We start from the raw sequence: 13,425 nt of genomic DNA, 5'->3' as shown, positions 1-13,425 counted from the left end.
CTTACCATAACGGCAATTTTCTCCAAAAGAAAAAAGCGGACCGAGGTCCGCTTTCGCTTTATTTATTCGTTTTAGCTTTGTTCTTGCCTTTGCCTTTATTTGGGTTGTCCTGTTTGTAGATTACTTCATACGTGAATTCTTTCGCTTCACGTTGCCCTTCTTCAGCTGCGTACGAAGTAATCATCTTGACATTGCCTTCACGAAGAACTTGTTGAAGATCAAGTGCCTGCTTGGCCGTGACGTTGTACGGATCCACGTGGAAGACGCGTTCTTTGCCATTTTTCTTTGTTTGGATGAATGTTGTTGTGAAATTGACATACTCGCCTTTCAATTGGCCCAGTGATTGGAAAGCCTCTATTGAAGTCCCATCAGCTGTGAAATCGCCTAATTGAACATTCTTGATAAACCAGCCTGCTTCATTTGAACCCCAGTCAGTCAAGTTACGGAATGAAACCAATACATCCTGTCCTGCATAAGCAGATAAATCGAAGGTTTCAGTCGTCCAGTCCCCATTCGTGCCAGTAAATCCAGGGACATTTTCTTTGATTGTCGGATAACCTTCTTCAACTACATCACTGCGCGTATTGTCGTTTTGGAGTGATTTCCACGTTTCGCCGTTGTCAGTTGAAACCTGAACCATGCCGAAGTCCCATTGCTCTTCGATATTGTAGTAATGTTCAAACGTCAATTCTGCCTTGTCAGCAGGCACCGTTGCTCCAAAAATCAATGCCTGGTCTGCTTCGTCGCCATTATTGGCATGCAGTACCTGTGCACCTGAACCTTTTGGATCTGCTACTGTGCTCCATTGCAATGGCAGGAAGTCGACGCCGTCAAATTCCAGACCGCGGACATCTTTGCCGAAATTGAATTCTTTAAAATCGCCGCCCCATGCCGGAACGCCTTCTTTTTCAAAGGTTTTTGCTTTTTCAAAGTCGACAGTTTTGCCGCGGACACCATCACCAACCGGCAATTCACGAAGGTCGATGCTGTCAAAATTGTAATCGCTGCTGACGTTTGAATTGTCCAATGTTAATGCTGTCATGAAGTTCTGGTAGACTTCTGTGAATGTTTTATTGGTTCCATAATCCTGAAGGACTTTGTCTACACTTGCCATCCCCTGGCTGTCGCCATCCGTTGCAAGTTCACGGATAAACTCCTGGCCGAACTTATCGTACATATAAAGCGTGAACAAGTAGACCTGTCCATAATCTGCGATGGTTTCAGGACCCGTTGCAGCTGTTCCGTGCTCATCCCAGTTGACTAACGAGTTTTCGGGGTGATCCAAATAGAAGTTGATCGAACCTTCGCCATGGCCATAACCGCCAAGGAATTCAGAGAATGTCGACATCCCTTCATTCAACCACGTTTCTTCAGAAGGGTCGTTATCCGCTTGAATCAAATGCTGAAGTTCATGGATGGTTGTTCCAAAGAAAGTGGATTCAAGTCGGGTTTCCCACGAATTTGTATCGATTGTGATGATGTTGCGGTCTGTATAGTTTTCAAGTGTCTGCCAGAAGAAACCGGCTACGAAGAATGGATACGATGGATTGTTCCAGCCTTCATCCTGCACGTTATCTACTAACATGATGACTTTATCTGACCCCTCGTAATATCCTTCAGGCAATCCGACCATTCCTGGCAGAGGCGAGTTGGAGCCGTCCAGTTCATCCGGTGTACCAAAGAAATCTGTTGCTACCGGATATATGTTGCTGTCAAACTCAGCCGTTAATTTATCTACCTGATCCTGTGTCACCACGTCAGCCGGCTTGGGATTGTTCGGTCCATATGCCAAGTCGTTCGCAACCCAAATTTCTACATTTTCGCCTTCGCTGCGCAATGTGAAATCTTTAAATTTCAAATTACGGTTCAAGAACTTTTTAGTACCGCCATCGTATGTAAATGGTGCATCGGCTTGTGCATCCGACTCTCCGCCGTCCACTTCATCCGCCTGCGCTTTTATCTTTTTATCCGCTTCTTTTTTGAAATTTGCATCCTGCGTTAACTCATTCAGGCTTTGATCGATATCGATCCGGTCCCCGTATCGTTCACTGTTCCAGTCGTTCATTGATGGCACTGCTTCGGTTGGTGCCGCTGCAGCTGCTGGCGCGAATAAAGACAAGGTGAGCGCACTAGCCGATAAAATCGATACCCATTTGCTGTTCTTCATGTTGCATCCCCTTTCGAACTGTCAGAATATTATTTCTTTGGAAATCTTACCATGACAGAATAATCAGAAGAATAGGGAAGAAGGTATATTTCGAGTTACGAAATTACAGGCAATAAGAGTGATAAAAAATTCCTATCAATAAGCTAAAAGAGGTTCCCAATCTGGAAACGCATAAAAAAAACCGCCCAAGATAGGCGGTTTGTCACTCATTTTAATGCATTTTCCAGATCTTCTATTAAATCTTCCACATCTTCGATGCCAACTGAAATTCGAACAAGTCCTTCGACAATGCCCAATTCACCCCGGCGCTCGATAGGAATTGAAGCATGTGTCATTTGTGCCGGGACAGATATGAGGCTTTCTACAGCTCCAAGACTTTCCGCTAAGGTAAAATATTTCAGCTTAGCCAACAGTTCCCCCGCTTTTTCTTTGCTCCCTACATCAAATGAAATCATGCCGCCAAAACCGGCAGCCTGCTTCTGCATTAATTCGCGTCCTGGGTGGCTCTCAAGGCCTGGATAGATGACCTTTCCGACCGTTTCATGCGCTTCCAGGAATTCAGCGATTTTCTGTGCATTGGCGTTTGTTTCTTCCATGCGCAAGCCCAATGTCTTCAGTCCACGGATCAACAACCAGGAATCCTGTGGCCCTAAAATGGCGCCGATGGAATTTTGGACAAAATGAACTTGTTCGGCCAATTCTGCTGAATTGACAACGACCAGTCCAGCGACAACATCACTATGTCCGCCGATGTATTTTGTCGCACTATGGACCACGATATCGGCACCCAATGTAATCGGGTTCTGCAAATAAGGTGTCATGAATGTATTGTCGACAATCGTCAACAAATCCTTCGATTTGGCAAAAGCTGCGACCGCTTCGATATCTGTCACTTTCAGCAAAGGATTGGTCGGTGTCTCAATGAAAATCGCTTTTGTATTTTCTTTGACTGCCGCTTCCACTTCCGCTAAGTTGCCCGTATCGACAAATGTGAATTCCAATCCAAAACGGTTCAGCACTTTGTTCATGACGCGGTAAGTCCCGCCATATACATCATCTGTCAGTACAACATGGTCTCCTGCTGAAAACAGCATCATAATAGACGAAATTGCTGCCATTCCTGAACCGAATGCAAATCCGGCATGGCCGAACTCCACATCCGCAATCAATTCTTCAAGTGCGTGGCGTGTCGGATTTCCTGTACGGGAATATTCATAGCCCTTGAATTTGCCGACTGCTTCCTGCTTATAAGTGCTGACCTGGTAGATCGGTGTGGAAACGGCGCCTGTTGCTTCGTCTCCAAAAATGCCGCCATGAATCAATCTTGTTTTAGGTTTCATCAATAATCCTCCTTAAAACTTCTGCCATAAATATTTTGGCTCATATAACGTTCACTTGAGTCCGCGAACACGGTTACAATATGACTTCCTGGCTTGGCGGTTTCCGCTTCCCGGAGCGCTGCCACATAAGCTGCGCCGGAAGAGCTTCCGACCAATAATCCTTCATTCTTCGCCAATTCCCGGACAGCCATAAAAGCTTCTTTGTCAGTGATGGTGTGGATTGCTTCAAAATAACGTTCATCCATATAATCCGGCAAAAACTCCATGCCGATGCCTTCCGTCAAATGAGGCCCGGACGGCCCGCCATTTAAGATCGAGCCTTCCGGTTCCACGATGACGGTTTTAATCGCATCATTTTTAGATTTCAAGTAGCGCGCAGTGCCCATGAAAGTACCGCCTGATCCTGCACCGGCAACAAAAAGGTCGATTTTTCCATCCAGTGCTTCCCAGACTTCAGGTCCAAGTGTCCGGACATAGGTTTCCGGATTCGCAGGGTTAGAGAATTGGGAAGGTGAAAACGCCCCTTCCTGTTCAACCAATTCCTTGGCTTTTTCAATTGCGCCTTTAATGCCTTTCTCGGTCGGTGTATTAATGACTTCCGCTCCCAAAGCACGCATCAATCCTTGTTTTTCCTGGCTGAATTTCTCAGGCACTATAAATTTCACATGGTAGCCCTTGCCAATGGCTGCAATGGCCAAGCCGATGCCTGTATTGCCGGCTGTCGGCTCGATCATCGTACCACCTGGTTTGAGCAATCCACGTTTTTCAGCATCTTCAATCAGCGATACACCCAAACGATCTTTGACACTGCCTCCTGGATTGAAATACTCCAACTTGGCAAAAATGCGGCATTCATTCGGAATTTCGCTGTGTGTCAGTTCCAGCAATGGAGTATTGCCGATTAACTGCTGAATTTCGGTAACATAGTTCATTGTAATTTCTCCTTAGATCGCTTCATCCGCGAAAACTTGACGCCATTGGTCTTTTTTCGACAGCATTTCACGCGCCAGTTCTTTTGCGCCTTCTAAGCTATGGCTTGCAGCCCAGCCGCATTGCACTTCGTTGCAGGCTGGCACTTCGTCCGCTTCAATGACATCTTCCAATGTACTTTCCAAGATACGGAGAACATCTTCATAGTCATCGTGGTTGATCAATGACAGGTAAAAGCCGGTTTGGCATCCCATTGGTCCGATGTCTACAATATCATCCGAATGGTTGCGGCTATGTTCAGCCATCATGTGCTCAAGCGAATGAAGTCCAGGCATATCCATATGTTCTTTGTTCGGCTGCTTGAAACGGATATCGTACTTGCGGATGGTGTCGCCTTTTGCTCCCGTTTTTTCTCCTGCTAAACGCACGTATGGCGCCACTACTTTTGTATGGTCCAAGTTAAAGCTTTCAACATTCATTTTTTTCATGAAAATCGCTCCTTATTTTTTAGTTGCCTCAATCAGAAATACGTAATTGTTCATCTTCAACAATTCTACCGTAAACCCAGCATCCGTGATCAGTTTTTCCATGACAGGAACCGTCGTATAATATTCACGGTTCAAGTCCTCTACTAGATTAGCATGACCTCTTGTTTGTTCAAATGCAATTATTTCATTTTTAGCTGCTTGAGATTCAAACAGCGTATCTGCAAATACCACTTTTCCGCCTGAAGGCAATTGCTCAGCATAAATTTGAAATGCGCGCGCTTTTTCTGCATCTGTCAAATGGTGAAACGCATAAGAGCTGACAAAACTTTGTGGTGCAAGATCAGTTTCAAACTCCAAAAAATCGCCGTCGACAAGAGTCAAACCGGCAATTTTTTCTGCTGTAACCTTTCGCATGGCTTCGTTCGGCTCAACGCCTACTACTTCCAAACCGTGGCTTAGCAATTTTTCTGTCAAATTGCCGGTACCTACTCCGAATTCTATAACCGGACCAATTGCTGCATCCGCCACCGCCTGTAAAATTTCATTATATTTCACGAATACATCTTTGTATTCCTCATCTTTTCCACTGACTGAATCATCGTAAGTATGAACCCACTCATCAAATATTTCTACAAATTCCCGTCCCATAATAATGCCCCTTTTCTTGCATAGTCAATAAAACCAATAGAGTTACTCGGCTTTATTTATATCATATCAGAATGGAGGTTTCAACTATAGGGTTTAGGGTAAAAAATCCAATCTAAACGAGCTTTCAAAGTCATCGCTCAAATCTTAAGGATTGGCGGTACCTTTTCTTTTTCACCAATGAGCGTCACCAACAATTTTTCAAATTGCGGCAAGGAGACTTGGACAATTCTGCCGGTCAATAAAGCGACTGCAATCGTACCGACTCCGACCGGTCCACCAAGCAGCCATCCGAGCAAGGCAACACTCACTTCGATCCCTGCCCGCACAACACTGATGCTGAGCCCAGTTTTTTCAACAAGCATCATCATCAAACTGTCCCGCGGCCCTGCACCAATCTTTGGCGATACATAAAGACCGACTCCATAGCCCGAAACGACAATGCCGGCTGATAAAATCAAGATTTGTCCGACCAACGTATGGATATCCGGAATCAAAAAGTTAAAAATGTCGATAAATATACCGACCAGTAACATATTCAAAAATGTACCGATCTGCGGTATTTTCCGTGTAAATAAAGCCGTACTGGCAATCAGCGCAAAACCGGCGATGACCGACCAGGTGCCGATAGTCAATCCAAAGTTCAGGTAAAGTCCGACATGCAGGACATCCCAGGGTCCAATGCCCAGCTTGCTGCCTTTGATGGTCATAGTAAAACCAAGGGCAAGAACAATCAATCCGACAAGAAAAAACAACCAGCGGTAAACCAGCGAACGCTTCATTCAAATCCTTCTTTCTTCTATATATGTTATGAAAAATCCATCCATTCAAAGCGAATGGATGGAAACTTTATTGAACTGATGCTGACAAATCGGCGAACTGGCCGTTTGTCGCAGCCGTTAGCTCTGCGGGAGCCAATTTCAGCTGCATGCCGATTTTGCCGGCGGATACAATTATTTCAGGCAATTGCTGTGCCTCGGCCGATATAAAGGTCGGAAACGACTTTTTCATTCCCACAGGAGAACAGCCGCCCCGAACATAGCCGGTCAGCGCCAAAATATCCTTGACCGGCACCATCTCCATTTTCTTTTCGCCGGTTGCCTTAGCCGCTTTTTTCAAGTCCAGTTCTTCCGCAACCGGAATGACGAAGACATAAGTCTGCTTCGACGCACCGATCGCCACTAATGTCTTATAAACAAGCTTTGCAGGAAAACCGATTTTCGCTGCGACGGAAACACCATCCACCTTTCCATCTTCTGCACTATAATGAAGCAGTTCATAATGAATATTCTCTTTGTCGAGCATGCGTGCTGCATTGGTTTTTGCGATTTTCTTCGCCATGGCGTCTTCTCCTCGCCTAAAAACTTAGTTATCTACAGCATACCATCCTCAGCATTTTTAATCGGTCTGGCCCAGTAATTTTTTCAATGCATCAGCCATCGCCGTATTTTGAGGTGCTTCATCCTGCTGGTTCAAGTATTTATTGACGTCTTTTTTATTGGCTTTTGACTGGCCGGATTTTTTGCGCTTTTCGAAGGCCGACAGCTTTTCACGATGTCCGCATTTGCATACGAAAATCTTGCCGTCTCCTTCGCCCTGCATTTCCAGCTTTTTGTGGCAGTTCGGGCAGCGGGCATTGGTTTGCATTGCCACCTGTTTTTTGTAGCCGCAGTCACGGTCCTGGCAGACATTCATCTTGCCGCGCTTGCCGTTGACTTCAAGAAGCGGCTTGCCGCAGTCCGGGCACATTTTGCCGGTGATGTTGTCGTGCTTGAATTTCTTGTCGCTTTTCTTGATATCCGATACGGATTTCTCGGCGAAAACGATCATTTCTTTAATAAATTCCTCTTTTTTCAATTGCCCTTTAGCGATTTTGGTCAATTGCTGCTCCCAGTCAGCTGTCAGCTTCGGCGACTTCAAGTCTTCCGGAACAAGCTCCAGCAACTGGCGGCCTTTGGATGTGATCGTCAGGTCCTTGCCTTTTTTCTCGATTAGGAACGTGTTGAATAACTTATCAATGACATCAGCACGCGTCGCAACCGTACCGAGGCCGCCTGTTTCACCGAGCGTCTGAATCAATTCTTTTGATTCGCCGCTCATGAACTGTGCCGGATTTTCCATGGCGCCAAGCAGTGTTCCTTCATTGAAGAAAGCAGGCGGCTTGGTTTTGCCGTCGGTCAAGGCGATCCCTTTAATCGTCAGCTTTTGGCCCGTTTCAAACGGTGGCAATGTTGTATCGTTATCATCGTCTTCATCTTTGTAGATGCGTTTCCATCCTTCATTGCGGATCGTATTGCCTTTGGCCTGGAAGGTTTCCCCGCCGGCAGTCAGCTTGACGGTCGTCTGATCATATTCATATTGCGGATAGAATACCGCAAGAAACCGTTTGACGATCATGTCGTATAATTTATGCTCTTTATCAGACAGATCATGCAACGGCGGCGTTTCTTCCGTCGGAATGATGGCATGGTGATCGGAAACTTTGGCATCGTCAATAACACCTTTTTGCGGCGCTACCGGATTTTTCAGGATCATTGCGGCCAGGCTGCGGTAAGGTCCCATCTGCACCGCTTTGACGCGGTCTTTCAAGGTGTCGCGCATATCGCTCGTCAGATGCTTCGAATCGGTCCGTGGATAGGTAACAATTTTGTAGCGCTCATACAGGTTCTGCAACGTGTTGAGCGTCTCTTTCGCCGACCAGCTATAGCGCTTGTAGGCTTCTTTCTGCAGTTCAGTCAAGTCGAATAAAGGCGGTGCCGGCTGGCGTTTCGGCGTAATTTTAATATCCGTTACGGTGCCTTCGTGCGTATTCTGAAGTTTATTGAATAGACGGTCGACTTTATCTTTATCGAAGGATTGTGTCGAGTTGCCGTCCGTCCAGGTGAACGCTGCCTGATCCGTAACCGCCTGCATGCCGTAATACGGCTTCGGCTGGAAATTGCGAATCTGCTTTTCACGTTCAGCAATCATTGCCAATGTCGGCGTCTGCACGCGGCCGGTTGACAATTGCGCATTGTATTTGACGGTCAGTGCGCGTGTCGCGTTGATGCCGACGACCCAATCCGCTTCTGCACGAGCCACAGCTGCTGCGTAGAGATTCTCATAGGCGCGGCCGTCTTTCAGGTTGTTGAAGCCGTCTTTGATGGCTTTGTCGGTAACCGAGGAAATCCACAATCGCTTGACCGGTTTGCGCGTATTGGTTTTCTCCAGAATCCAGCGCGCCACGAGCTCGCCTTCGCGTCCGGCATCTGTTGCGATGATGACATCCTTGACATCGCCGCGTTGCAGCTGTGATTTGACGGCATTAAATTGTTTCATTGACTGCTTGATTGGAACTAGCTTGAAAGGTTTTGGAATGATTGGCAGCGTGTCCATCTTCCATTCCTTAAAGTCGTTGTCGTATTGCTCCGGCTGCGCATGCGTCACCAAGTGGCCAAGCGCCCAAGTGACGATATACTGCTTGCCTTCCAAGTACCCGTTGCCTTTTTGTTCGCATCCGAGAACACGCGCAATATCACGCGCCACGGACGGCTTTTCTGCTAAAACGATTGATTTCATTTGGATTCACCCTCATTTCTGATGTGATTATTGTAACATTTTCTGCTGATGCTGGCTTTTGGAATGGGTTTTGTCGGTTGGAAAGTATTTAGTGTTTAATGGAAAGTAAATTCATTTTATTGAAAAGTATTTATAGCTTTTCGGAAAGTATTTTGGTCCAAACAGAAAGTATTTCCAAATCACTTCCAGATGTCTTGAAATAGTATTGCTGCCGCTAATAATTTGCGCTATATTTGGAACAGGTTTATAAAAAAGGAGAGGATAGATTGATTGTAAAAAACCGCATTAAGCCACCAGAAATCTTCCAACTTGAAAGTTTGCTCCATCGCACCCCAACCGTCCATCCCCAATTTCTCTACTGGACCGAAAAACTCCGCCGCATCACTGCCGGTTATAACGGAGAACTGCGTGTCGACTCCCTTTGGCACGAAATCGACCTTCCCTTGCCGCATTACTTTTTCCACGACCTATTCATTCAAAAAGAGAGATCTTCCCACCAAATCGACAGCGTCCTTGTCACCAGCCATTTTGTGTTGGCGCTGGAAATCAAAAGTATTTCCGGCTTGCTCAATTTCGATCCACAATTACGGCAATTTTCCCGCACCAATAAAGACGGCAGCATTGATGGCATGAACAATCCGGATGACCAATTGCGTCGCCACGAGAAATGGCTGGAACAATTTTTATTCCAGCAGCGGATAAAGCTGCCGGTCATCGGTGCCATTGTCTTCACCTACCCTTCATCTGTCGTCCAATCACGTGCTGGCAACCGCATTATGATCCAGGCTTCCGGCCTCCCACACTTGATGGAGAAACTTTTGGAGAAGCATTCCAGAGAGATTCTATCGAAGAAAAAAACAGAATCGCTGGCTTATAAATTGCTGGAGCTCTCTACAATAAAACCGCTTGCGCCTTTAGGTCTTTCCACTTCATTTATGAAAGGTATTTTTTGTCCTCACTGTCTTGTCCTTCACTTGAATTACCGCCGTGGCAAATGGCGCTGCGATGCTTGCACCTATTGTGATCCAATCGCTCATCTTGATGCTTTGTTGCAATACCGGACCTTGGTTAAACCAACCATCAGCAATCGGGAATTCCGGGAATTTACTGGGATCCACTCTTCCACCACCGCATCAAAGCTATTGAAATCGGCCAATATGCCATTTGCCGGCAGTTATAAAGATCGGATTTATTCCATTCCTGAACTTTTTGAGAGTACGGAAAGTATTTAGAGCTCATTAGAAAGTATTCATCCGGTTACGGAAAGTATTTGCATTCAAACAGAAAGTATTTCACTCTTATTAGAAAGTAAGCTCTATTAATGGAATAAAACAATTTCTCTTTTCAAATAAAATCCAAAAAAACCTCCCAGGCAGGGAGGTTTTGCTCATCACTCAATGATTATCCAGCGTTTCTTTCGACAAATGCTTGCTCATCTCGGCATACTGCACGAAGACGCGCGCCAATTCGCGCAAGCGGTTGTGGACGTCTTCGCTTGTGATGGTGTTGGTTTCGTCGAAATGGCTGCTGTGTGTGTAGACATAGTTCGGCGTCACCAGGCAGCGGAAATAATCGAGGATCGGCTTCAACTGGTTTTCGATGACCAGGTGATGCTGATAGGTGCCGCCGTTTGCCACAATCGATACCGGCTTGTAGCGCATCGTACGCGGATGCAGCATATCGAATGTGTTTTTCAGCACACCGGGAATCGAACCTTGAAAAATTGGCGACGCGATGATGTAGCCGTCAGCGTCTTCAAAGCGGCGGACGATTTCCTGCATGCTGTCGTTGTATTCGCCAAAAGGGCGGCCGTCAACAAACTGGTGGTCATAATCGGCCAGCTTCAGAATTTTTAATTCCATCTCCGGATTGAATTCCTTGATATAAATCTGTACCTGTTCCAAGATGGCACCCGTTTTGCTGCCAATGATCGTTCCGTCTACTAATAAAACCTTCATAATTCTGTGTCCTCCTCAAAATGCGAAAAATAGCGGGTTGTTCTTTATGTGCCAATCCGTATCATTGCAGTCAAATCTGCAACAATTGGTTTGTTTTCATCATAACAAACCCTGTTTCACAATACGCATCGAAAAGCTTAGAAGCGGACGATTTCATGCTTTAGTCTGAGTGGCGATTTTGTAGCGCTTGTTCTCCAGCCGCTCTTGTGTCCGGTCTGACTGGCGGGTTGGTGAGGTGAAGCTGACCACTGTATCTCCAGGCTTCGGTTCAAGCTTAATGCTGTCAGAGAAAAATTCAATTTTCCCTTGCGGACGCTGAACGAAGAGCGGAATCGTATCTGCTTTCCACTTTTCCTTGAAATTCTCGTAAGTGAATTGCTCCGTCAATTGCGTCTTGCGCATCGTGTAGCCTTCTTCCGCTTTCTTCTCTAATTCGTGGATGTTCCAATCTTCTCCGAATAAAGTCCGTCCACTTAAGGAAGAATGAAAGTCGGCTGGATCGCCTTGATGGATAGCCGTTTGGTAAAGGTTTGTCCGGCCGAGTTCCGGCACATAGTTATTGACGACAAGTGCATTATAGGAGTCGGTTTCAGTGGCGACAATCATCGTCTCGTACGGTGTCAATTCCACTTCATAATCGGTATGCTCCGATAAAATCTCACCAGCATAGGTTTTCAATCCGACCTGGCGTGCTCCTTGAAGTCGACCCCAAGACGGATCCATAATCAGCACGTTTTTATTGAGGTCATTCAGTTCTTTCCCCAGTTTTGTTGCGAATCGGCTGGCACCCACAATGATGATGCCAGGATCGTCCGCTGTAGCAAGGCCTAGCTTTCGGCCTACCCAGCCGATAGTGAAGCCATGAGCAACTACAGTGGAAAAGACCAGCGCAAAAGTTAAGGCCGTCAGCAATTCTGCATCTTCAAATCCGGCATCGAGCAAGACGCCCGCAAAATACCCGGAAACCGTCAATGCCACAATGCCGCGCGGCGCAATCCAGCCGACCAATGTTTTTTCCTGAGTCGTTAAGTCGGTGCCAATCGTCGACAGCCAGATGGACAACGGACGAACGACGAACAGCGTCGCTAAAACGAAGGAAATGATTCGCCAATTGAAGATTTCAATCAATACGTCGAGGCTTAAAGAAGCGGTCAACATGACAAAAATTCCGGAAATCAATAACACGGAGATGTTCTCCTTGAAATGGCGCATGTCATTGATCGAAGCAATATTCATATTCGCCATCATCATACCCATAGCAGTCACCGCCAAAAGACCAGTTTCATGCATAATCATATCCGACACAACAAAAGTCAGCAGGACCACTCCGAAAACCATCGGTGCTTTCAGAAATTCAGGCACTTGCCCCTTCTCGAACATCAGCCCCATCAGGGCACCTGCACCGGCCCCTATTGCCACCGCAAACAAGGATGCCAGGAAGAACAGGCCAAAAGCAGCCGCTGTTTCATCACCGATGGCAAATAACACAAATTGAAAGGCGAATAAAGCCAGTAATGCACCGAATGGATCTACTACGATGCCTTCCCACTTGAGGATCGCAGCAGGGCGCGATTTTAGCTTTGCCTGCCGAAGCAGCGGCAAAATAACAGTCGGTCCGGTTACGATGAACAGGCCGCCAATGACGAATGCCACTGCCCAAGACAAACCAGCAATATAATGTGCCGCCAGCGAGCCGACAATCCAGGCGATGAAGGCCCCGAGTGTGACGATTCGTAAAATCGGTTTGCCAAAGGTTCGGATTTCCTTGAAGTTCAAATTCAAACTGCCTTCAAACAGGATAATGGCTACTGCCAATGAAATGAAAGGATTGAACAGTTCTCCGAAACTGTCAGCGGGATGAATCACTTCAAAAATTGGTCCCACGAGCAAACCCGCAATCGACATGAGCACAATGGCAGGAAGCTGAAGACGCCAGGCGATCCATTGAGAGAGCACTCCGAGAAAAATAATGAGCATCAAATCAAATAATAAAGTATCGATGGCTTGTCACTTCCTTTTAATTTTTTTGGAATTATACAGGTTTTATATAATGAATGAAAATCGTAAAACATTCAACTTTTGTGATTTTGTGTTACAATGATAGAAAAATAAGGGTGATTTTGTGAACAAACAGGAATTGGAATACGCGATTGCTGAGCTAAAGATGGATTACGTTCGCCATCAAGGCGATATTGAAAAGCTGGAAACGACTGGACATGCCGGTATGGTAGAGAAGGCAGAATTGCGTTTGGAGAAAATGGAACTACAACTTGCGGAATTAAACCAAAAACTCGCGGATCTGTAACCGCGATTTTTTTTATGATAATGGAGGAATTTAT

12 protein-coding genes are annotated in these 13,425 nt (G+C 46.0%); 2 read left to right on the top strand and 10 right to left on the bottom strand.

The window, feature by feature from the left end:
- Positions 1-58: 58 nt before the first annotated feature.
- From FQV26_RS03585 to FQV26_RS03550, 8 genes are all read right to left on the bottom strand, one after another.
- Complete coding sequence (locus tag FQV26_RS03585; RefSeq protein WP_146555997.1) at positions 59-2,167, bottom strand: immune inhibitor A domain-containing protein; 2,109 nt, start codon at positions 2,165-2,167, stop codon at positions 59-61.
- A 206-nt stretch (positions 2,168-2,373) separates the two neighbouring features.
- Complete coding sequence (locus FQV26_RS03580) at positions 2,374-3,507, bottom strand: bifunctional cystathionine gamma-lyase/homocysteine desulfhydrase (RefSeq protein WP_146555996.1); 1,134 nt, start codon at positions 3,505-3,507, stop codon at positions 2,374-2,376.
- Complete coding sequence (locus FQV26_RS03575; RefSeq protein ID WP_146555995.1) at positions 3,507-4,439, bottom strand: PLP-dependent cysteine synthase family protein; 933 nt, start codon at positions 4,437-4,439, stop codon at positions 3,507-3,509. Before FQV26_RS03575 ends, FQV26_RS03580 begins: the two co-directional genes overlap by 1 nt.
- Before the next feature lie 12 nt (positions 4,440-4,451).
- Positions 4,452-4,925 carry an S-ribosylhomocysteine lyase gene (locus FQV26_RS03570; protein ID WP_146555994.1) on the bottom strand — a complete coding sequence of 158 codons (474 nt, stop codon included), beginning with the start codon at positions 4,923-4,925 and terminating at the stop codon, positions 4,452-4,454.
- Between the two features lie 12 nt (positions 4,926-4,937).
- Positions 4,938-5,573: a class I SAM-dependent DNA methyltransferase gene (locus FQV26_RS03565; protein ID WP_146555993.1), complete on the bottom strand. Its 636-nt coding sequence runs from the start codon at positions 5,571-5,573 to the stop codon at positions 4,938-4,940.
- Positions 5,574-5,710: 137 nt separating this feature from the next.
- On the bottom strand, positions 5,711-6,352 hold the full coding sequence (locus tag FQV26_RS03560; RefSeq protein ID WP_146555992.1) for a YczE/YyaS/YitT family protein: 642 nt from the start codon (positions 6,350-6,352) through the stop codon (positions 5,711-5,713).
- A 67-nt stretch (positions 6,353-6,419) separates the two neighbouring features.
- Positions 6,420-6,911: a Cys-tRNA(Pro) deacylase gene (gene ybaK, locus FQV26_RS03555; RefSeq protein ID WP_146555991.1), complete on the bottom strand. Its 492-nt coding sequence runs from the start codon at positions 6,909-6,911 to the stop codon at positions 6,420-6,422.
- A gap of 57 nt (positions 6,912-6,968) precedes the next feature.
- Positions 6,969-9,128 carry a DNA topoisomerase III gene (locus FQV26_RS03550; RefSeq protein ID WP_146555990.1) on the bottom strand — a complete coding sequence of 720 codons (2,160 nt, stop codon included), beginning with the start codon at positions 9,126-9,128 and terminating at the stop codon, positions 6,969-6,971.
- A gap of 266 nt (positions 9,129-9,394) precedes the next feature.
- Here FQV26_RS03550 and FQV26_RS03545 point away from each other — a divergent pair, with 266 nt between their 5' ends.
- A complete protein-coding gene (locus FQV26_RS03545) occupies positions 9,395-10,360 on the top strand; it encodes a nuclease-related domain-containing protein (RefSeq protein ID WP_146555989.1) in 966 nt (321 codons plus the stop codon).
- A 162-nt stretch (positions 10,361-10,522) separates the two neighbouring features.
- Here the strand turns inward: FQV26_RS03545 and FQV26_RS03540 are convergent, their stop codons facing one another.
- Positions 10,523-11,086 (bottom strand): NADPH-dependent FMN reductase, encoded by a 564-nt coding sequence (locus FQV26_RS03540; protein WP_146555988.1) that lies wholly within the window; start codon positions 11,084-11,086, stop codon positions 10,523-10,525.
- A gap of 153 nt (positions 11,087-11,239) precedes the next feature.
- Positions 11,240-13,063: a cation:proton antiporter gene (locus FQV26_RS03535; RefSeq protein WP_146555987.1), complete on the bottom strand. Its 1,824-nt coding sequence runs from the start codon at positions 13,061-13,063 to the stop codon at positions 11,240-11,242.
- A 145-nt stretch (positions 13,064-13,208) separates the two neighbouring features.
- On the opposite strand from FQV26_RS03535, the gene FQV26_RS03530 reads away from it, so the two are divergent.
- On the top strand, positions 13,209-13,391 hold the full coding sequence (locus FQV26_RS03530) for an SE1832 family protein (RefSeq protein ID WP_142827060.1): 183 nt from the start codon (positions 13,209-13,211) through the stop codon (positions 13,389-13,391).
- Positions 13,392-13,425 lie beyond the last annotated feature (34 nt).

Source organism: Planococcus sp. CPCC 101016, from assembly GCF_007859295.1.
Taxonomy (GTDB): Bacteria; Bacillota; Bacilli; order Bacillales_A; family Planococcaceae; genus Planococcus.
Note: the sequence above shows the minus strand (reverse complement) of the source record. Positions and strands in the feature narration are given on the sequence as shown.